This window comes from uncultured Streptococcus sp., assembly GCF_902463925.1.
Lineage (GTDB): Bacteria > Bacillota > Bacilli > Lactobacillales > Streptococcaceae > Streptococcus.
In genome coordinates this window covers 133851-154934 of sequence record NZ_CABQHE010000003.1, presented here as the reverse complement: position 1 = coordinate 154934, position 21084 = coordinate 133851, and the positions used below count along the sequence as shown (strand labels likewise).

The following is a 21084-nucleotide window of genomic DNA, read 5'->3' as shown; positions in this document are numbered from 1 at the left end:
GTGGTGTCTAAATGAAAGCTATTATTACTTTTTTACTGATTTTCTGTGTGATTGTCGTCTTCCATGAGTTTGGCCATTTCTTCTTTGCCAAACGATCAGGCATTCTGGTGCGTGAATTTGCCATTGGTATGGGACCGAAAATTTTTGCACATACAGGTAAGGATGGTACCGTTTATACTATCCGTATCCTCCCTTTGGGTGGTTATGTCCGTATGGCTGGTTGGGGTGAAGATACAACTGAGATTAAAACAGGTAGCCCTGCCAGTCTAACGATTGGATCAGATGGTAAGGTAAGACGTATCAATCTTTCAGATCGTCAGGTTGACCAGACGGCTTTGCCTATGAACGTCACTGCCTATGATTTGGAAGATAAGTTGACTATTACAGGTCTTGTCCTAGATGAGACCAAGACCTATGAGGTTGATCATGATGCCACTATCGTTGAGGAGGATGGTACAGAACTTCGTATCGCTCCTAAGGATGTCCAATATCAAAATGCAAGCATTTGGGGACGTTTAATTACCAACTTTGCTGGTCCTATGAATAACTTCATTCTTGGGGTGCTTGTCTTTATTATCTTGGCCTTTGTTCAAGGTGGTGTTCAAGATACATCTACCAACCGTATCCAGGTAACCGATGGAGGCGCTGCTCAGGTGGCAGGCTTGAAAAATGGTGATGCCATCGAGGCTATCAATAAAGATAAGGTTACGGATTGGGACAGCTTGAAGGGAGCATTGACAGAGAATACTCAAAAATTCTCCAAAGGTGACAGCCTTTCTGTGACGGTTAAGAGAAGTAACGGTCAGGAAGAAACGGTCTCTGTTAAACCTAAGGAAAATCAAGGTAGCTACTTTTTAGGTGTCTCTCCTGCCTTAAAGACAGGTCTTAAAGATAAGATTTTTGGTGGTTTCCAAATGGCTTGGGAAGGGGCCTTTAAAATTCTCGTGGCATTTAAGGGGCTTATCACCAACTTTAGTTTGAATAAACTTGGTGGACCGGTTGCTATGTTCCAGATGTCTGCCCAGGCTTCAGAAAATGGCTTAATTTCCATTCTTAACCTTATGGGAATGCTCTCTATCAACTTAGGGATTTTCAATCTTATTCCAATTCCAGCCCTTGACGGTGGTAAAATTGTTATGAATATTATTGAAGCTATTCGTCGTAAACCACTTAATCAAGAAATTGAAAGCTATATCACACTCGCAGGTGTTGCGGTCATGGTTGTTCTTATGATTGCAGTGACTTGGAATGATATTATGCGTGCTTTCTTTTAATTAGAAACAAAGAAATGAAAGGAAGTCTAAGGGACTTGACCCACGGGCCAGCCTCCTTAGTATGTAAATAATGAAACAAAGTAAAATGTTGATTCCAACACTTCGTGAAATGCCAAGTGATGCTCAAGTTATTAGTCATGCCCTTATGGTACGTGCGGGTTACGTGCGTCAGGTCTCTGCTGGTATTTATGCTTATATGCCATTGGCAAATCGTGCTATCGAGAAATTTAAAACCATCATGCGTGAGGAGTTTGAAAAAATCGGTGCGGTTGAAATGTTGGCGCCAGCGCTTTTGACAGCAGATTTGTGGCGTGAATCAGGTCGTTATGAAACTTATGGTGAAGACCTTTATAAACTAAAAAATCGTGATAAATCTGACTTTATTCTCGGTCCAACTCACGAAGAAACTTTTACAGTCTTGGTTCGCGATGCGGTTAAATCATACAAACAATTGCCACTTAACCTTTATCAAATCCAATCTAAATATCGTGATGAAAAACGTCCTCGTAATGGTCTTCTTCGTACGCGTGAATTTATCATGAAGGATGCTTACAGTTTCCACCAAAATTACGAAGATTTGGATGTAACTTACGAAGACTATCGTAAGGCTTATGAAGCTATCTTTACACGTGCTGGCCTTGAATTTAAGGGAATCATCGGTGATGGTGGTGCCATGGGTGGTAAGGATTCTCAAGAATTCATGGCGGTCACTCCTGAGCGTACAGACCTCAACCGTTGGGTAGTTCTTGACAAGTCAATTGCTTCATTGGATGAGATTCCAGAAGATGTTTTGGAAGAAATCAAGCAAGAATTGACATCATGGTTGGTATCTGGTGAAGACACGATTGCTTATTCTACAGAGTCAAGCTATGCAGCTAACCTCGAGATGGCAACAAACGCCTACACACCAGCGACTAAGGTTGTGACTCAAGAAGAAGTGACTCGTGTTGAAACACCAGATTGCAAGTCAATTGATGAAGTTGCTGCTTTCTTGAATGTTCCAGAAGAACAAACAATCAAGACTTTGCTTTTCATTGCTGATGATGAACCAGTGGTGGCTCTTCTTGTCGGTAATGATCAGGTTAACGATGTGAAGTTGAAAAACTACCTTGCTGCTGATTTCCTTGAACCAGCTACAGAAGATGAAGCACGTCAAGTCTTTGGTGCTAACTTCGGTTCTCTTGGTCCAGTTAACCTTCCTGAAAATGTTCGTATCATTGCAGACCGTAAGGTTCAAGACGTGGCTAATGCGGTCGTTGGAGCCAATGAAGATGGTTACCACTTAACAGGGGTTAACCCAGAGCGTGACTTCAAGGCGGAATACGTAGATATTCGTGAAGTTAAAGAGGGTGAAATTTCTCCAGACGGACAAGGGGTCCTTCAGTTTGCGCGCGGTATCGAGATCGGTCATATCTTTAAACTTGGTACACGTTACTCTGAAAGTATGGGTGCTAACGTTCTTGACGAAAATGGTCGTGCAGTTCCAATTATCATGGGATGTTACGGTATCGGTGTAAGCCGTATATTATCAGCGGTTATTGAGCAACATGCACGTCTCTTTGTCAACAAGACACCAAAAGGTCAATACCGTTATGCTTGGGGTATTAATTTCCCTAAAGAATTGGCGCCTTATGATGTTCACTTGATTACAGTTAATACTAAGGATGAGGAAGCCAATGCTTTGACAGAACGTTTGGAAGCTGCTCTTATGGCTGAAGGCTATGATGTCTTGACAGATGATCGTAATGAGCGTGTTGGTTCGAAATTCTCTGATAGTGACCTTATCGGGCTTCCAATCCGTGTGACAGTTGGTAAAAAGGCCAGTGAAGGTGTTGTCGAAGTTAAAATCAAGGCAACAGGTGACACTATTGAAGTAAATGCCGATAACTTGATTGAAACACTTGCTATCTTAACAACTGAACAAGATGCTTAATACTAAAAAATCTTTTCTTGCAGATGTGGGAAGAGATTTTTCTTTTTAAACGACAAAGATTAATTGAGAAAAAGGAGATAAATTCCAATTTGACAGAATTGTCTAAATAGTGTAAACTTAAATCTATCTTAACTACGGAGACATTACATGCTTAACAAAGCCACCCACTGGGGAAATCTTAAAGCTTTTTATTACTTTAGTTTCTTTAGATAGGACGTTTGTGTTTCAAGATACAAGCGTCAATAAGTTTGTATCTATGAAGCTAAAGCATTTTGTGATGGATTAGCCGATTAGATGAAGAGGTCTAACCGGTGACATAAGCTAGCTTGTGCTAGTCAAGATGCAGAGAACCAGTTGGGCCTGTCCTAGCTGGTTTTTCCATGCCGTGGTCCATTTTTTAATTTCTCATTCTAAGCTAGAATTGTTCTTTAAACAGCAAGCTTTAGCTTACTTTTGACGTGATAAATAGAGTGATTGTATCACTCGGGGATGCTCTTGAAGACTTGAGGATTTTTCGTGGGCAATGAAACTGTTGTTTTCCCTGTGCCTTCAACGCTTCAGAAGAACATAAAAGGAAATTGGAAATAGATAAAATAAAAAAACAGAGGTGTACAAGATGAAGAAATTCTTGGTCAGTATGATGGCTGTTATAACAGCTGTCATCTTGGTTGCATGCTCCAATACTTCTAATAAAGATTTGGTTCACGTCGGTGTTCTCCAATATGTAGAGCATCCTTCCTTGTCAGCAACACGTAAAGGGTTCATTGAAGAACTCAAAGAGGAAGGCTATGTCGATGGTAAGAACATTAAAATCGATTATCAGAATGCACAAGGAGATCAGTCTAACTTGCAGACGATTTCTCAGTCGCTTATTGAAGATAATGATGTCATGTTGGCTATCGCAACCCCAGCAGCCCAGTCTTTGAGTAGTTTGACAAAGGACAAGCCAATTCTCTTTACGGCAGTGACAGATCCTGTCTCAGCTAAATTGGTTAAGTCTATGGACAATGTTGGTGGAAATGTGACGGGAACAAGTGACATGTCTCCTATCAATAAACAGGTTGAATTGTTGAAAAAGGTCTTTCCAAACACTAAAAAAGTTGGGATTATGTATACGACCAGCGAGCGTAACTCAGAAGTTCAGGTTGAAGAAGCCAAGAAATACTTCAAGGAAGCTGGTATTGAAACGGTTATCAAAGGAATTTCATCAACCAATGATATCCAAGATACAGCCAAGAGCTTGATGAGTCAGACTGAGGTCATCTTCATACCAACTGACAATACCATTGTTAGTGCTATTAATACCTTGGTAGATCTTTCTAAAGAGACTAAGGTTCCAGTTGTTGGTAGTGACGCTGGTAGTGTAGAAAAAGGTGTCCTGTTCACTTATGGAACTAACTATGAAGCGCTTGGACGTCAAACAGGTAAGTTGGCAGGCCGTGTTCTCCGAGGTGAGAAGGTCAAGGATGTCGATGCAGAGTATCCTAAAACACTTAATGTTGTGGTAAACCATGACATGGCTAAAGAACTTGGCATTGATGTTTCTAGCATTAGTGACGAGGAATCTAAAACATCAACGCAAGATGACAAACCAATTGCTAAAAAAGATAAGGGTGTCATTAAGCTTAAGGTTAATAAGTCTTCTAAAAAAGGATTTTCAAATGTGGTGCTAACAGCCATTTCTCAGGGACTCCTCTGGGCGATTATGGCTATTGGGGTCTTCATTACCTTCCGTATTTTGGACCTTGCTGATTTGACAGCTGAGGGGGCCTTCCCACTTGGTGCTGCTACGACAACTATCATGATTATCCGTGGGATTAACCCAATCTTTGCGACTTTAGGTGGTTTTGTGGCTGGTATGCTTGCTGGAGCGGTGTCTGGCTTTATGCATACGAAAATGAAGATACCAGCACTCTTAACAGGGATTATTACCTTAACAGGGCTCTATTCGGTTAACCTTTTGGTTCTTGGTAGTGCCAATGTCTCTCTTTCAGGACATAACACGCTGGTGACTATGGTGATGGATCTTGGTCTATCTAAGCTGAATGGTGTGATTCTATTAGGACTAATCTTTGTTAGTCTGGTAGTACTTATGTTGGTTGTTCTTCTTAATACACAGGTTGGACTTGCTCTTCGTGCAACAGGTGATAACCTTGCCATGGGTGAAGCCAATGGTATCAAGGTTGACCGTATGAAGATTCTTGGCTACATGATTTCCAATGGTTTGATTGCCCTATCAGGAGCTCTCCTAGCTCAAAACAATGGCTATGCGGATATGAATATGGGTACTGGTACAATCGTAAATGGCTTGGCTGCAATCATCTTGGCTGAGGTTATCGTTAAGTATTTACCACTTGGCAAACGTCTTTGGTCAATTGTTGTCGGAGCTGTTCTCTATCGTCTGGTCTTGGTTATTATCCTTGCCATGAACGTTGATGCTCAAATGCTGAAATTAGCTTCAGCCATCTTGCTTGCTATTATCCTTTATGTGCCTGAAGTACGACAAAAATTGAAAATCAAACCTAACAAATCCTTGACTCCAGGAGGTGACAAGTAATGGCTTTACTTCGTTTACAACAGATTCATAAAACCTTTGAAAAAGGCACAGTCAATGAAAATCACGTCCTTCGTGGTTTGGATCTCGACATTGAGCAGGGAGATTTTATCTCTGTCATTGGGGGAAATGGTGCTGGTAAATCAACCTTGATGAATTCAATTGCTGGTGTTCTTAGCATTGATGAGGGGGATATCTTGTTGGAGGGGCAATCTATTAAGAAAGCATCTGTAGATGAGCGCTCTAAAGACATTAGCCGTGTTTTCCAAGATCCTCGAATGGGGACAGCGACAAACCTTTCTATCGAAGAAAATATGGCAATCGCCTATCGTCGTGGTAAGAAACGTAGCTTCTTTAAAAAGTCTATTACTGAAAGTGAACGTCAAGTATTCAAGGAAGCCTTGGTAGATCTTGGTCTTGGTCTTGAGAATCGTATGAAGACTGATGCTAATTTCTTGTCAGGTGGACAACGTCAGGCCTTGACACTTGCTATGGCGACCTTGGTTCGTCCAAAGATTTTGCTGCTAGATGAACACACAGCAGCCCTAGATCCTAAGACAAGTGACATGGTCATGAATCTGACGCGTAAGATTGTTGAAGAACAACAGTTGACAACTCTTATGATTACCCACAATATGGAACATGCCATCGAATATGGGAACCGTCTAGTCATGCTCTACCATGGTAAAATCGTCGTAGATGTGCGAGGTGAAGAAAAGAAAAACCTCACTGTTGCAGAACTTATGGATCTTTTCCACAAAAATAGTGGACAAGTTCTCAATGATGATGCATTGGTACTCGGTTAATATACTAGAAAGAAACTATCCAAAGTTTAGATTTTGGGTAGTTTTTTCTTGACTATTTTTGACCAAGTGCTAAAATAAATATATGGATTAGCACTCATGGTTTATGAGTGCTAAAAATAACGTTTCACACGTTACTAATAACAATAACATTTGGAGGTAATTGGTATGGCATTGAAACCATTGGGCGATCGTATCGTTGTCCGTTTTGAAGAAACAGAAGAAAAAACAGCTAGTGGCTTTGTATTGGCAGGAGCTAGTCATGAAGCTACAAAGACTGCTGAGGTTTTGGCAGTAGGTGAAGGAATCCGTACTCTTACTGGTGAATTGATTGCACCTAGTGTTGCAGCAGGCGATAAAGTGCTTGTTGAAAATGGTGCAGGTGTCAATGTTAAAGACGGAGATGATTCCGTTTCAATTATACGTGAAGCAGATATTTTAGCAGTCCTAGCTTAGGTTTATGCTAATCAGATATAAAGTAAGATAAAGAAGGAGTAACTATGGCAAAAGATATTAAATTTTCATCAGATGCACGCGCAGCAATGGTCCGTGGTGTTGATACTTTGGCTGATACAGTTAAGGTAACGCTTGGTCCTAAAGGTCGTAACGTGGTTTTGGAAAAAGCTTTTGGCTCACCTCTTATCACTAATGATGGTGTGACAATTGCTAAAGAAATTGAACTCGAGGATCACTTTGAAAATATGGGTGCTAAGCTTGTCAGCGAAGTGGCTTCAAAAACTAATGATATTGCCGGTGACGGAACAACTACAGCCACTGTTTTGACTCAAGCTATTGTTCGTGAAGGTCTCAAAAATGTAACAGCTGGTGCTAATCCAATCGGTATCCGTCGTGGGATTGAAGCAGCTGTAGCTACAGCTGTGGAAGAGCTTAAAACCATTGCTCAACCAGTTGCCAATAAGGAAGCTATTGCTCAAGTCGCAGCGGTTTCATCTCGCTCTGAAAAAGTTGGTGAATACATTTCAGAAGCAATGGAACGCGTTGGTAATGACGGTGTTATCACTATTGAAGAGTCTCGTGGTATGGAGACAGAACTCGAAGTGGTTGAAGGTATGCAGTTTGACCGTGGTTATCTTTCTCAGTACATGGTTACTGATAATGAAAAAATGGTCGCTGACCTTGAAAATCCATTTATCCTTGTAACTGACAAGAAAATTTCAAATATCCAGGATGTCCTTCCACTATTGGAAGAAGTGCTTAAGACAAGTCGTCCACTCTTGATCATTGCTGATGACGTGGATGGTGAAGCTCTTCCTACACTTGTTCTTAACAAGATACGTGGAACTTTCAACGTTGTTGCTGTTAAGGCACCTGGCTTTGGTGACCGTCGTAAAGCGATGTTGGAAGACATTGCCGTATTGACAGGAGCAACTGTTATTACTGAGGACCTTGGTCTTGAGCTTAAGGATGCAACTATGGCAGCACTTGGTCAAGCTTCGAAAGTAACTGTGGATAAGGATAGCACAGTTATCGTTGAAGGTGCAGGAAGCGCAGAAGCGATTGCTAACCGTGTTAATCTCATCAAGTCTCAATTGGAAACAACAACATCTGAGTTTGACCGTGAAAAACTTCAAGAGCGTTTGGCTAAATTGTCTGGTGGTGTTGCAGTTGTTAAGGTCGGTGCAGCCACTGAAACAGCTCTTAAAGAAATGAAACTTCGTATCGAAGATGCTCTTAATGCTACTCGTGCCGCTGTTGAAGAAGGTATTGTAGCAGGTGGTGGGACAGCCCTAGTTAACGTCATTGCTAAGGTTGCTGAACTTGATCTTGAAGGTGATGACGCTACAGGACGTAATATTGTCCTCCGCGCCTTGGAAGAACCTGTTCGTCAAATTGCTTATAATGCCGGTTATGAAGGTTCAGTTATCATTGATAAATTGAAGAACAGCCCAGTTGGTACAGGCTTTAACGCTGCCAACGGTGAGTGGGTAGATATGGTTGAAGCAGGAATCATTGATCCAGTTAAGGTCACACGTTCTGCCCTTCAAAATGCCGCCTCAGTAGCTAGTCTTATCTTGACAACTGAAGCAGTCGTTGCCAACAAGCCTGAACCAGAGGCTCCAGCAGCGCCAGCTATGGATCCAGGAATGATGGGTTACTAAGATTTAAGAAAGTAAAAAAACCTAGGAAAAGTCGAGAGAAACTTTTCCTGGGTTTTCTTTTCTATTATTTATTGTTAATTAGTGAAAAGGGTTAAACATATCAGAACTTCCTTGTTTACCTGACATATGCATCATCATTTGTTGCTGTCTAATGCGTTCTGCTTCCTTATTCGTATTGATAGAAATAATAAGCAAGATGATCCATCCAATGAAAGTCCAGCTTAACAGTATTGATAAAAGAAAGATTAGCCATTTCTTTTTAGTTTTGTTTAGAAGTGCTGGTAGGATGTTAATAATGATTGCTGGTAGCCCCACAATCAAAGTCCAAAATGTCAAACCTAAGCCCATACTAGAATCGTCTCCAATAACTCCAAGTAAGAACCATCCAAGAGCCCAAAGGATAACTGGGATGGAAGCGATGGCTATCATGATGAGGTTTGTTCGGGATTTCTTTTCTGGATCTTTCCAAGGCTTGTTAAGGGGGAGATTTGTTTGTGGGAAGCTTGTATTAGCTTGGTCGGTAAAGGAATTTAAAGGCTTATTAGTAGTGTCTTGTATTGGATTTATTTGTTCTTGAGAGTTGGCTGTTGGAGTTTCTTGACCTAGGTTAGGAGTTTGGAAAGCTTGTCTTTCATCGATACTAGAATCAACTAAGGGTTCTTCAGCGACACCATAGATTTCAACGGAAGGTTCAACACTTTCTGTGACTTCTTTAGAGGGTGTTGTTTCTACTGTTTCATCAGTTTTGGTTGGTTCGACAGGTGCCAAGGGTTCCTTGGTTTCTACCATTTCTTCAGGTTTGTTTACTTCAATAGATTGTTTCTGTCTTTTAGAGCTTTCTCGGACAAACTCACCTCTCTTGGCTGCGTCAGCCATTTCTTGGATACTTGGATTGCGTCCGTTAGCTGTTTGGAAAAAATCAATCCAATCTTTTTGATTCATGTTTTTACCTCCATTTGTTTTGATTATAAATTTTGATAATTACAATTATAGCAATAGTGTTAATGATGTGCAATGGGAGTTGGATAGGAGTGTTTATTTCTCTATAATCTTCTTGTTACTAAAGATGGGAAAGAGAAAGAAATAGGTTAGGATATAGACCACTAGAGGATATATCAGTGGATTATAGTCCCAGGCTCCTTGCCAATCTAGGTGTAAGAGTCTAACACTAGCGCGTGTTAGGCCTGCACTCCAACCTTTAAGGCCAAATGGTCTTAGAATTAAACTGAGTGGTGTTGGAAGATGTAAAAGGTAGACTCCATAAACTGCCACTAAAACTAAGAGATATAATCTAAAAAAACGCTGGTGGTAGGCCCACAAGCGTGTAAAATAGTTTTTCATTAGCCGATAACTGCAAAGAGTTTTTGAGCGTTTGATTGGCGAGTAGCATCCATGATAAGGAACCAGTCAACAATTGACCAGATACCACATCCACCACCTGTCAAAAGTTTACCAACACCGAGACCAACTTGTCCCAACATAAAGCGGTCGATGCCAAGAGAACCACCAAAAAGTGAGATGACAAGCATAATCGTAGGATCTTGGAAGCTGATTGAGTAAAGCATTGAAAGTTGTTGTTCAGGAAGTGCCTCAAGACGTTGGCGGATGTACTGAACTTGTTCTGTTGGGAAATACTTAGCGTTAATTGCTAGCCATTGGTCGACTGGATTCATAAATTAAATACCCCTCAAATTTTAAATGATATGTAAAGGATAACATATTGTAAGGGGAGATTCAAGGCGGTCAAGGCTTTTGAAGTCAATAAAAGCAACTTATTTGCAAGCTTCCACTGTGTCATAACTAGAGGATCATTAGGATAATACTTTCGCACTATGCTTGAGAATGAGCCTACTTCTATTATTTGTGATTTCTCAACCCTTGTTCAAAACTGTCTGAGCTCGCCTTAACAGTGATTTTGTCGAGTGTTAAGGGATGGGTGAAACTAAGGGTGTGAGCGTGGAGCATGAGTCGAGATGCGGGGCGGTGGCTATAAAGAGGGTCCCCCAGAATGGCATGCCCATGGTGGGCCAGATGCACACGAATTTGGTGGGTTCGGCCGGTTTTTAGTTGACAGTTGACCAGACTAGCTCCTTTGAAGGCTTTGAGGCGCGTGACGGTTGTATAGGCAACCTGCCCTTTTCGAGGATCAACCACCCGTTTTCTACGATCATGGCGGTCGCGTCCAATCTTGTCATTGTACACAGTATCCTTGGTCTGGAATTTACCTTCAGCCAAAGCCCAGTATTGACGCTGAATCTTCTTATCTTCCAAGAGTCTATTGAGAATAGGGAGAATAAACGGATTTTTAGCGAAAAGCACAGCCCCACTAGTTTCCATGTCTAGTCGATGAACGACGTAACAGGTTTGTCCACAATAAGCCGAAACATGGTTCAGAAGAGCGATTTCTGTGGGGTCATTGCCATGCGTCTTCATCCCTTCAGGCTTATTGACCACGATGAGATGCGAATCCTCATAGAGAGGCTCTACCAAATTAGCGTCTCCCATAGGGATAGTTTTATTAGGGTAGTCCTCTGTGTCAAAGGTCAGGCTAATCCTATCGCCTTTTTCAACAGGACTCTGCCAGTTAATAGCTTCTCCATTGATGAGGACGTGCTTTTTCGTGCGTAGGAAATGACGAATCTTACGAGGAATGAGGAGCTTAGTTTCTAGTAAGTCTTTGACAGTCCCTGCAGGATAGGGGTTGATAATTTCTACGTGTAAAGTCATGGTTTCATTATATCATGAACGTTTAAAAGAGGACAGAACCTGTAAAAACTTGGTATAATAGGGTTATGACATTTTTTGATAATCTAAAAAACAAACTTTTTAAAGAAGAAAATAGCGGAAAGGGGAAGGATTCCCAGCCTGCTGAAAAATCGAAGAATTTACAAAATAAGATAAAGGGACTCTTTGCTAAGAAACCTGATGAGGTTGAACAAGCCGTTGAAGACCTAGATATGTCTCAGGAAAGTCAAGAGACGTCACGTTATCAACGTTCTAAGCAAAAGAAACCTATTGATACCACCAAACCTTTAGGTAAGGTTCAGGCGTTCTTGAGTAAGTTTACGCTTTCGCCAAGAAATCCTATTCGCCGTTTCTGGCGTCGCTATCATATTGGTAAAATTCTCTTTATCATGGTAGCTGTGCTAGTTCTGACAGTAGGTTCCTACCTCTTCTATATCGCTAAGACGACCAATGTTTCAGATCTTCAGGATGCCTTGAAGGCTACTACGGTTATTTATGACAAAGAAGGCAATCAAGCTGGTTCTTTGTCAGGGCAAAAAGGGACTTATGTGGAGCTGGATGCTATTAGTGATAGTCTAGAGAATGCTGTTATAGCAACTGAGGACCGTACCTTCTATGAAAATAGCGGGGTTAACGTCAAGCGATTCCTATTGGCCATTGTATCTATGGGACGCTTTGGTGGTGGTTCGACCATTACCCAACAGTTGGCTAAAAATGCCTTCTTAACACAAGAACAGACAGTCACTCGTAAGGCCAAGGAATTCTTCCTCTCTTTGGAATTAACCAAGAAATACAGCAAGCAAGAAATCCTTACCATGTACCTCAATAATGCCTACTTCGGGAATGGTGTTTGGGGTGTTGAAGATGCTAGCCAAAAATACTTCGGGACAAGTGCTGCCAATCTAACTGTTGATGAAGCAGCTACTCTCGCGGGTATGCTTAAGGGACCTGAAATTTATAACCCAATCGATAATATCCAAAATGCGACCAACCGTCGAAATACTGTTCTCTCTAACATGGTTGATGACAAGAAGTTGAGTCAGGCAGATGCCGACAGCGCTGCAGGAGTTGATATGGCTAGTCGCCTGAATGATACCTATCAAGGGACTGGCGATGACTACAAGTATCCGTCTTACTTTGATGCCGTCATTGAAGAAGCTACGAAAACTTATGGTTTGAGTGAGGATGAAATCGTAAAAAATGGCTACAAAATCTACACAGAGATGGATGCCAACTCACAAGCTAATATGCAGCAGACCTATGAAAATACCTATCTCTTCCCAACGTCAGAAAGTGATGGTAGTACAGCCCAGTCCGCTAGTGTAGCGCTTGATCCAACAACTGGAGCGGTCCGTGGTCTAGTAGGTCGTGTAGGTGGTACCAGTGATACAACCTTCCGTAACTTTAACTATGCAACCCAAGGTAAACGTAGTCCTGGATCGACCATCAAACCTTTAGTGGTCTATGCCCCAGCCCTGGCTTCAGGATGGAGCATCAACAAGGATCTTCCTAATAAACCAATCGACTATAATGGCTATACCCCAACCAACTACGGTGGTGTTGAGACAGAGGATGTGCCTATGTATCAAGCTTTGGCCAACTCCTACAATATCCCAGCAGTTTACCTCTTTAATCAAATCGGTATTCAAAAAGGGATTAGTTACGGTCAAAAATTCGGTCTTAATTTTGACAATGTTCCAGAAGAACTGGGAATTTCACTTGGTGGTGGTGTGACAGCTAGTCCTCTTCAAATGGCTCAGGCTTATGCGACCTTTGCTAATGGTGGTGAGATGAATACGGCTTATTTCATCACTAAAATTGAAAATGCTAGTGGTGACATTATCGCTACCCATAGTAAGAAGTCTAAGCGTGTTATCAGCCAGTCAGTAGCTAACCAGATGACCAGCATGATGCTTGGTACCTTCTCAAATGGTTCTGCTGTGAATGCCAACTACACAGGTTATACCATGGCAGGTAAGACAGGTACTGTTCAGGCTGAATTTAACAAGGATTTGACCAGTGACCAGTGGGTTATTGGCTATACTCCTGATGTGGTTATGACGACTTGGATTGGTTTTGATAAGACTGACGAGAATCACTACTTAACAGGAGCAAGCTCAGGAACGGCTTCAACTATTTTCAGCTATATCGCTGCAGATGTTTTGCCAAATACACCAGGTAATGAGTTTACCGTTGAAAATGCCTATGCGGCTGATGGTCAAACACTAGACTATACGGCAGATCCAAATGACTCTCGTAATAGCAGTAACAAGTCATGGACAGACAAGGCTTCAGACGTTGTCAATGATGTAAAAGATCAAGCAAGCAGTCTATGGGATAAGATTTCAGACTCCTTCTCAGGTCTATTCAGATAGCTTGTCAATTGCATTTAAAAGTGGTAAGATAAAAAAATGGAGGCGTTATGGCACAGAAAAAAGCAAGCCTAGCGTGTGCTGAATGTGGGAGTCGAAACTACTCAATTAATGTTAGTAGTACTCCCAAACCAACACGACTAGAAGTTAACAAATTTTGTAAACATTGTAAAAAATATACCTTTCATAAGGAAACAAGATAGGAGACACCGTGAGACAAACTGGAAGTATTTTCAAAGTCTTGAAAGACACGACTTGGCCAGACCGTAAACAACGCTGGCACGATTTTAGTTCGGTTCTTGAGTATACTGCATTCTTCACTGTCATCATCTATGCGTTTGATGAATTGTTGAGTCGCGCTATGTCAGCACTGATTAACTTTTTCTAAAGAAAACATAAAAAGAGTGGGCATGCCTGCTCTTTTTTGTTATAATAAATGCAGATAAAAGCGAGAACAAGGGCCACCAGGCTTTTTTATTACGCTTTGAATTAAAATATAAGCATTCATTTACATTTAACGCTTGCGCCTCGAAGATTGATGGTCAATGGTGTTTAAATGTCATTTAGAACAAAGAAAGGAATCCTAAAATGCTAGATTCATTCGACAAGGGCTGGTTCGTCCTTCAAACGTATTCAGGATACGAAAATAAAGTTAAAGAAAATCTTTTGCAACGTGCTCAAACTTATAACATGCTTGAAAATATCTTGCGTGTTGAAATCCCAACTCAAACGGTCAATGTTGAGAAAAATGGTAAAGTTAAAGAAGTGGAAGAAAACCGCTTCCCTGGTTACGTTCTTGTTGAGATGGTAATGACAGACGAAGCCTGGTTCGTTGTCCGTAATACTCCGAACGTTACTGGTTTCGTTGGTTCTCACGGTAACCGTTCTAAACCAACACCACTTTTGGAAGAAGAAATCCGTCAAATCTTGATTTCAATGGGTCAAACCGTTGATGTCTTTGATACTAATATCAAGGTTGGTGACGTGGTTCAAATCATCGATGGTGCCTTTATGGGTCAAGAAGGCCGTGTTGTAGAAATTGAAAACAACAAGGTTAAAATCATGATTAATATGTTTGGTTCAGAAACAGCTGCTGAACTTGAACTTTACCAGATTGCTGAACTTTAAGATAGACAAAAAGAGGTTGGGCTAAGAGACTTCAACCTTGGAAGACTATCTCATTAAACTTGAGGGGAGAGGCTAGAAGCTAGATTTTTGAAATTTAGTTCTGTGTCACTCCCTTTTTTCTAACGGATGATGATGAATTATAAACAATTTTACGATGGGATTAGCGGTCCATTGCGTCCTTACGCTAAGGTTTTAGAAGGGTTGAACAAGCTTATAACCAGGACTTTTTACCTGCTTTTTCCTATATTTATTAGTTTGGTTTGGCTAAGGAATGGCTGGTTTGTTCTTTTTACGACAATGCTTATTATGGGGGGAGGCTTTTTCCTTCTTTCTCTTGGTCGTAGCCTCTATAATCGCCCACGTCCATACCAGACCTGGGCTATTCAACCCCTTATTAAGAAGGACAGTCTGGGTAAGTCCTTTCCCAGTCGGCATGTTTTCTCAGCGACTGTCATTGCTATGTTGGCACTGATGCTTAACCCCTGGCTAGGTGGGGCTATGCTTTTTCTGGCGGGGGCTCTAGCTTTTTTGCGCGTGCTAGGTGGTGTTCACTATCCTAGTGATGTTTTGGCAGGCTATGCCATTGGGATTCTTGTAGGTCTCCTTCTTTATCTTTAGAAAATTTGGGTCTTCTTCGAGAGAGGAAGGCTTTTTTCGTTGAAAAAGGAAAGGCACCTCTAGAGCACCTTTCCTTTCGTTCTAACATTCGAGATGGCAATTAAAGGTTGTTCCCACCATTAGAGATTAGCTTAGTTTAGGACATGTTCTGTAATGGCTTGAGCAACACCATGCTCATCATTTGAAGCCGTTACTAAGTTTGCAGTTTCCTTAACCCCTTCAGGTGCATTGCCCATGGCAATTCCTAGACCAGCCAGAGCTAGCATGGGACTATCGTTGAAATTATCTCCGATGGTCATGACTTCTTCAAGAGGAAGGTCATAATATTTGGCAACTTCAAGGAGAGCGTGTTCTTTAGAAACGTGTTTGGCAGTGACTTCAAGATAGTTATCTTTGGACAAGTAAAAGGCTGTCTGTGGAAAATCCATGCTTAGGAGTTTTTGGTGAAGGTACTGGATAACTTCAGGCTCATCAATCAACAATAGCTTGTGGATAGGTGGTTCTGAGTCTGAGACCGTGTCTTGCAGTTCCTTAATGATAGGAGATTCACCCGTGATACTTCCTTCCAACTGAGACCATTTGTCTAGTTGGTTGGTGATCCAGTTCTTGCCAGAGTAGATATTCACAGAGACACTTGGATAATCTGTGGATAAGTAGCTTAGAAGTTCTTGAATCTCAGTTTTATCCACAGGGTGTTGGATGATAGTACGATCACCCTCAAGTACTAAGGCACCGTTGTAGCAGGCGATGGGGTTGTTATGAAGTCCCAGTTTATGAGCAATTGGTTGCATCCCTAGTGGTGACCGGGCTGAAGCTAAAACAAAGGGAATATTTGCTTTTTCAAGCTCTGGCATTACTTCAATCAGTTGCTCATCCACCTGGTGGTTACTAGTGAGAATAGTGCCATCAATGTCACTGATAATCAAACGAATATTACTCATAGTCGCTATCCTTTCCATCATATAAAATCGTTACTTTATCTTTAAGAGCCTCGACCAAATCAGGATCAGGTTCCTTATCTGTAATCCAGTAGTCAAAGTCTTCAATCTTGCCCAAGATATATTTGGAATGCTTTTCATATTTATCAGATTCAGCAATAAGAATCTTGGTTCTAGCAACTTGCATGGCCAGTTGTTTGACAGCAACGTCCTCTTCATCTTCATAGCTGACCACTCCTTGACTGAGACTAGCCGCTCCGAAGAAGGCTAAGTCAAATTGTAGATGTTGCAAGAGCTGGGCTTCGTGAAGCGAATAGTAGAAGCGGTTTTTGCTGTAAAATCGCCCTCCCAAGAGATGAAAGTCGATTCCTTCTTTGCCACTTAGGACCAAGGCATTGTCCAAAGAGTGGGAGTAGACAGCTACGCTCTTAGTCAATTTTTGTGAAACTTCAAGCATCAAGGTAGAGACATCGAAGAAGAGGAGAGATTGGTCTTTGACCAAGCTAAGCGCTAGTTCTGCCATTTTTTTCTTGTCTTCAGTGAGTCCTTTCTGACGTTCCTGGAAGCCAAGAACAGTGGTATTTTTTACTGGGAGAATGCCACCATGGGTACGCTGAGCCAGATTTCTCTGGCTGAGGCAGTCGAAATCTCTTCTGACAGTGTCTTTGGAAACACCTAATGCGTCAACCATTTCCTTAACAGATAGGTTTCCTCGCTCCTCCAAAAGTGTTAATATTTTCTCTAATCGTTGTTCTTGATACATGAGTCACCTTCTTTCTGATACTAGTATAGCATCTTTTTGCTTTTTTATTACACAAAAACGCAAAAAAACTTAAAAAGAATGAAAAAGCTGCAAAATAGATTCAGGTGAATTTGCCTCTTAAAGTTCCCTTATCATCTTTAAAAATCCTTCAAAAATGCTATAATAGAAGCATTACGAATATTGGAGAGAAACCATGAGTTTTTACAATCATAAAGAAATCGAGCCTAAGTGGCAAAAATACTGGGCTGACAATCACACGTTTAAGACAGGAACAGATGCCTCAAAACCTAAGTTTTATGCGCTTGACATGTTCCCTTATCCATCTGGAGCGGGTCTTCACGTAGGACACCCAGAAGGCTACACAGCGACTGATATCCTCAGCCGTTTCAAACGTGCGCAAGGTTACAATGTCCTTCACCCAATGGGATGGGATGCCTTTGGTTTGCCTGCAGAGCAATACGCTATGGATACAGGTAATGATCCAGCGGAATTCACAGCAGAAAACATTGCCAACTTCAAACGTCAAATCAATGCGCTTGGATTCTCTTACGACTGGGACCGTGAAGTCAATACTACAGATCCGAACTACTACAAATGGACGCAATGGATCTTCACTAAGCTTTACGAAAAAGGTTTGGCTTATGAAGCTGAAGTGCCAGTAAACTGGGTTGAAGAATTGGGAACAGCTATCGCCAACGAAGAAGTTCTTCCAGATGGGACATCTGAGCGTGGTGGCTATCCAGTTGTCCGCAAACCAATGCGCCAATGGATGCTCAAAATCACTGCCTATGCTGAGCGCTTGCTCAATGACTTGGATGATCTTGACTGGCCAGAGTCTATCAAGGACATGCAACGCAACTGGATTGGGAAATCAACTGGTGCTAATGTCACTTTCAAAGTAAAAGGGACAGACAAGGAATTCACAGTCTTTACGACACGTCCAGATACTCTTTTTGGTGCGACCTTCACTGTTTTGGCTCCTGAGCATGACTTGGTAGATGCCATCACAACACCTGAACAAGCTGAGGCTGTATCTGACTACAAACATCAAGCCAGCCTTAAATCAGACTTGGCTCGTACAGACCTTGCTAAGGAAAAAACAGGGGTTTGGACTGGTGCTTATGCCGTCAACCCTGTCAATGGGAAAGAAATCCCAATCTGGATTGCGGACTATGTTCTTGCCAGCTACGGAACAGGAGCTGTCATGGCCGTACCTGCCCACGATGAGCGTGACTGGGAATTTGCAAAACAGTTTGACCTTCCAATCGTAGAAGTCTTGGAAGGTGGAAACGTTGAAGAGGCTGCTTATACAGAAGATGGCCTTCACGTTAACTCTGACTTCTTGAACGGTCTCAACAAAGAAGAAGCGATTGCTAAAATCGTGGCTTGGTTGGAAGAAAAAGGCTTTGGTCAAGAAAAAATCACTTACCGTCTTCGTGACTGGCTCTTTAGCCGTCAACGTTACTGGGGTGAACCAATCCCAATTATTCATTGGGAAGATGGAACTTCAACAGCTGTGCCAGAAAGTGACTTGCCACTTGTCTTGCCAGTAACCAAGGACATCCGCCCTTCAGGTACTGGTGAAAGCCCATTGGCTAACTTGACAGACTGGCTTGAAGTGACTCGTGAAGATGGCGTCAAAGGTCGTCGTGAGACGAATACTATGCCACAATGGGCAGGTTCAAGCTGGTACTACCTCCGCTATATCGATCCACACAACACAGAGAAATTGGCTGACGAGGACCTCCTCAAACAATGGTTGCCAGTCGATATCTACGTGGGTGGTGCAGAACACGCCGTGCTTCACTTGCTTTACGCTCGTTTCTGGCACAAATTCCTCTATGACCTTGGTGTTGTACCGACTAAAGAGCCATTCCAAAAACTCTTTAACCAAGGAATGATTTTGGGAACAAGCTACCGTGACCACCGTGGTGCTCTCGTGGCAACTGACAAGGTTGAAAAACGTGACGGTTCCTTCTTCCATGTGGAAACAGGAGAAGAATTGGAGCAAGCACCAGCCAAGATGTCTAAATCCCTCAAGAACGTTGTCAACCCAGACGATGTGGTGGAACAATACGGTGCTGATACCCTTCGTGTCTATGAAATGTTCATGGGACCACTCGATGCTTCAATCGCTTGGTCTGAAGAAGGATTGGAAGGAAGCCGTAAATTCCTTGACCGTGTTTACCGTTTGATTACAAGTAAAGAAATCGTTGCGGAAAACAATGGTGCTCTTGATAAGGTTTATAACGAAACCGTTAAAGCTGTCACAGAGCAAATCGAGTCGATGAAATTCAACACAGCCATTGCCCAACTCATGGTCTTTGTCAATGCGGCTAATAAGGAAGACAAACTCTATGTGGACTATGCCAAAGGCTTTATCCAATTGATTGCCCCATTTGCTCCTCACTTGGCAGAAGAACTCTGGCAAACAGTGGCAGCAACAGGCGAGTCTATCTCTTATGTGGTTTGGCCAACATGGGACGAAAGCAAATTGGTTGAAGACGAAATTGAAATCGTCGTTCAAATCAAAGGAAAAGTCCGTGCTAAACTCATGGTCGCGAAAGACCTGTCACGAGAAGAATTGCAAGAAGTCGCTCTGGCTGACGAAAAAGTCAAAGCAGAGATTGATGGTAAAGATATTGTGAAAGTGATTAGTGTCCCTAATAAACTCGTTAATATCGTCGTTAAATAACGAGTTTATTAGCCCTAGCTGCCACCTTCAATAGTCCACTAGACTATTGAAGCCAACTAAATTGGTTAACATTGTTGTAAAATAAAAAATGAATCCTTCGGAGCTTAGCTCTGGAGGATTTTTTGTATTGCTGTATGCTATAATAGTCCCAACTAAGATAAAAACACAGTTCTGGTTGGTAGTCCAGACGTAGGCGAGCCTATCAGTAACCTTCCTCCTTGGTTGTCCATTCTTAGGGATAGATTTAAGGAGGTGCTGTCGTGGAAACAATTTCAATTGGATTGACAGTTTATTTTGAAGATGGATTTTGGCATGGTTTGTTCGAACAAGTGTATCGAGAAACTTATCAAGTTTGTCGTGTGACATTTGGTCAGGAGCCAAAAGATGATGAAATTCTAGAGATCTTACAGACTCAGTTTACTCAATTATCTTTTAGTCCAGAAGCTATAGTTAACCAACATGTAAAAATCAAGAATCCTAAACGATTACAGCGAATGGTGAAGAAACAAGTAAATCAGAAAGTTTCTTCCAAGTCGAAAGAACTATTGCAGTTGCAGTATGAGGAAAGGAAAAAGATTTCAAAACATCAATCTAGTGTCCAAAAGCAATTGCTCAAACAAGAGAAATTTGAACGCAAACAGCAAAAACGTAGGGAGAAGCACAAAGGTCACTAGTGACTTTCTCTTTCATAAAATAGAACAGCTCTTTTCGTATAAAAAGAGCTGTTTTTACTTGTGCTGAAAATTCCTTTTGTATATAGATTCCTAATAAACCTACTTGTCGTCAAAAGGTTTACTGATGATAGTTTCAAATTCCGGACAATACTTACTTGCCTCAAATTCAATGATATCATATTGGGCAATCTCATTTTGATAGAATGGATCGTGTGCAATGATTTCTTGAACACCACTGTATTCAACATTCCTATAGTGCTAAGGGATGCCCATATGACAATAGTTGTATAGAGTCATTTCACGCAACGATCAAAAAGGAGTGTATTTACGCCGAAGCTAATGTTGGTTATAAAGATTTTCAGACCTGTTACGATAGTATTTTTAAGTATATCGGAGGTTTTTATAATTCGAGGAGGCGCCACAGCAAACTGAACTATCTTTGTCCGAATGAATTTTAAAAACAAATT

20 protein-coding genes and 1 pseudogene are annotated in these 21084 nt (G+C 41.6%); 14 read left to right on the top strand and 7 right to left on the bottom strand.

All coding sequences use genetic code 11. The annotated features are described in order from the left end of the window. Positions 1 to 11: 11 nt before the first annotated feature. The 6 genes from rseP to groL all read left to right on the top strand — a co-directional run bounded on the left by rseP (position 12) and on the right by groL (position 8684). Positions 12 to 1274: an RIP metalloprotease RseP gene (gene rseP, locus RDY04_RS03645; protein WP_303952194.1), complete on the top strand. Its 1263-nt coding sequence runs from the start codon at positions 12 to 14 to the stop codon at positions 1272 to 1274. 70 nt (positions 1275 to 1344) lie between these two features. After that, positions 1345 to 3207 carry a proline--tRNA ligase gene (locus RDY04_RS03640; RefSeq protein WP_303952192.1) on the top strand — a complete coding sequence of 621 codons (1863 nt, stop codon included), beginning with the start codon at positions 1345 to 1347 and terminating at the stop codon, positions 3205 to 3207. Positions 3208 to 3823: 616 nt separating this feature from the next. Next, complete coding sequence (locus RDY04_RS03635; RefSeq protein ID WP_303952190.1) at positions 3824 to 5764, top strand: ABC transporter substrate binding protein; 1941 nt, start codon at positions 3824 to 3826, stop codon at positions 5762 to 5764. After that, positions 5764 to 6567 carry an ABC transporter ATP-binding protein gene (locus tag RDY04_RS03630; protein WP_303952188.1) on the top strand — a complete coding sequence of 268 codons (804 nt, stop codon included), beginning with the start codon at positions 5764 to 5766 and terminating at the stop codon, positions 6565 to 6567. The genes RDY04_RS03635 and RDY04_RS03630 overlap by 1 nt, the downstream gene beginning before the upstream one ends. Before the next feature lie 165 nt (positions 6568 to 6732). Beyond that, positions 6733 to 7020 carry a co-chaperone GroES gene (gene groES, locus RDY04_RS03625; protein WP_002883604.1) on the top strand — a complete coding sequence of 96 codons (288 nt, stop codon included), beginning with the start codon at positions 6733 to 6735 and terminating at the stop codon, positions 7018 to 7020. Positions 7021 to 7064: 44 nt separating this feature from the next. Continuing rightward, on the top strand, positions 7065 to 8684 hold the full coding sequence (gene groL, locus RDY04_RS03620) for a chaperonin GroEL (protein WP_303952185.1): 1620 nt from the start codon (positions 7065 to 7067) through the stop codon (positions 8682 to 8684). A 78-nt stretch (positions 8685 to 8762) separates the two neighbouring features. On the opposite strand, the gene RDY04_RS03615 is transcribed toward groL, so the two are convergent. The 4 genes from RDY04_RS03615 to RDY04_RS03600 form a co-directional block, all read right to left on the bottom strand. Next, positions 8763 to 9626, bottom strand: a complete 864-nt coding sequence (locus RDY04_RS03615; protein WP_303952183.1) for a superinfection immunity protein — start codon at positions 9624 to 9626, stop codon at positions 8763 to 8765. A 93-nt stretch (positions 9627 to 9719) separates the two neighbouring features. Then, on the bottom strand, positions 9720 to 10025 hold the full coding sequence (locus tag RDY04_RS03610) for a DUF2752 domain-containing protein (protein ID WP_247914121.1): 306 nt from the start codon (positions 10023 to 10025) through the stop codon (positions 9720 to 9722). Further along, a complete protein-coding gene (locus RDY04_RS03605) occupies positions 10025 to 10357 on the bottom strand; it encodes a TM2 domain-containing protein (protein ID WP_211180816.1) in 333 nt (110 codons plus the stop codon). Before RDY04_RS03605 ends, RDY04_RS03610 begins: the two co-directional genes overlap by 1 nt. 184 nt (positions 10358 to 10541) lie before the next feature. Continuing rightward, positions 10542 to 11411 (bottom strand): RluA family pseudouridine synthase, encoded by an 870-nt coding sequence (locus RDY04_RS03600; protein ID WP_303952180.1) that lies wholly within the window; start codon positions 11409 to 11411, stop codon positions 10542 to 10544. A 65-nt stretch (positions 11412 to 11476) separates the two neighbouring features. Here RDY04_RS03600 and pbp2a point away from each other — a divergent pair, with 65 nt between their 5' ends. From pbp2a to RDY04_RS03575, 5 genes are all read left to right on the top strand, one after another. Then, positions 11477 to 13804: a penicillin-binding protein PBP2A gene (gene pbp2a, locus RDY04_RS03595; RefSeq protein ID WP_295493722.1), complete on the top strand. Its 2328-nt coding sequence runs from the start codon at positions 11477 to 11479 to the stop codon at positions 13802 to 13804. A gap of 47 nt (positions 13805 to 13851) precedes the next feature. Next, positions 13852 to 14004, top strand: a complete 153-nt coding sequence (gene rpmG, locus RDY04_RS03590) for a 50S ribosomal protein L33 (protein ID WP_247918593.1) — start codon at positions 13852 to 13854, stop codon at positions 14002 to 14004. An 8-nt stretch (positions 14005 to 14012) separates the two neighbouring features. Continuing rightward, on the top strand, positions 14013 to 14189 hold the full coding sequence (gene secE / locus RDY04_RS03585; protein ID WP_003095130.1) for a preprotein translocase subunit SecE: 177 nt from the start codon (positions 14013 to 14015) through the stop codon (positions 14187 to 14189). A 200-nt stretch (positions 14190 to 14389) separates the two neighbouring features. Beyond that, positions 14390 to 14929 carry a transcription termination/antitermination protein NusG gene (gene nusG / locus RDY04_RS03580; RefSeq protein WP_002883644.1) on the top strand — a complete coding sequence of 180 codons (540 nt, stop codon included), beginning with the start codon at positions 14390 to 14392 and terminating at the stop codon, positions 14927 to 14929. A gap of 129 nt (positions 14930 to 15058) precedes the next feature. Further along, on the top strand, positions 15059 to 15547 hold the full coding sequence (locus RDY04_RS03575) for a phosphatase PAP2 family protein (protein ID WP_308000822.1): 489 nt from the start codon (positions 15059 to 15061) through the stop codon (positions 15545 to 15547). A 131-nt stretch (positions 15548 to 15678) separates the two neighbouring features. Here RDY04_RS03575 and RDY04_RS03570 read toward each other — a convergent pair whose 3' ends face one another. Both RDY04_RS03570 and RDY04_RS03565 read right to left on the bottom strand, forming a co-directional pair. Continuing rightward, on the bottom strand, positions 15679 to 16488 hold the full coding sequence (locus tag RDY04_RS03570; protein ID WP_303952167.1) for a Cof-type HAD-IIB family hydrolase: 810 nt from the start codon (positions 16486 to 16488) through the stop codon (positions 15679 to 15681). Next, positions 16481 to 17248 carry a DeoR/GlpR family DNA-binding transcription regulator gene (locus RDY04_RS03565; protein ID WP_303952165.1) on the bottom strand — a complete coding sequence of 256 codons (768 nt, stop codon included), beginning with the start codon at positions 17246 to 17248 and terminating at the stop codon, positions 16481 to 16483. The genes RDY04_RS03570 and RDY04_RS03565 overlap by 8 nt, the downstream gene beginning before the upstream one ends. A 193-nt stretch (positions 17249 to 17441) precedes the next feature. Between RDY04_RS03565 and leuS the strand changes: the two genes are divergently transcribed. Together leuS and RDY04_RS03555 are read left to right on the top strand one after the other, a co-directional pair. Next, positions 17442 to 19943 carry a leucine--tRNA ligase gene (leuS, locus tag RDY04_RS03560; protein ID WP_303952163.1) on the top strand — a complete coding sequence of 834 codons (2502 nt, stop codon included), beginning with the start codon at positions 17442 to 17444 and terminating at the stop codon, positions 19941 to 19943. A gap of 260 nt (positions 19944 to 20203) precedes the next feature. Beyond that, the gene (locus tag RDY04_RS03555; protein WP_003098080.1) at positions 20204 to 20617 is read left to right on the top strand and encodes a YjdF family protein; all 414 of its coding nucleotides are present in this window, start codon (positions 20204 to 20206) and stop codon (positions 20615 to 20617) included. A 99-nt stretch (positions 20618 to 20716) separates the two neighbouring features. On the opposite strand, the pseudogene RDY04_RS03550 reads toward RDY04_RS03555, so the two are convergent. Then, positions 20717 to 20848: pseudogene (locus RDY04_RS03550) on the bottom strand (GTP cyclohydrolase); the annotation flags it as partial. Positions 20849 to 20856: 8 nt separating this feature from the next. Here RDY04_RS03550 and RDY04_RS09595 point away from each other — a divergent pair. Further along, positions 20857 to 21075, top strand: a complete 219-nt coding sequence (locus RDY04_RS09595) for an integrase core domain-containing protein (protein WP_154863795.1) — start codon at positions 20857 to 20859, stop codon at positions 21073 to 21075. Positions 21076 to 21084: the final 9 nt, after the last annotated feature.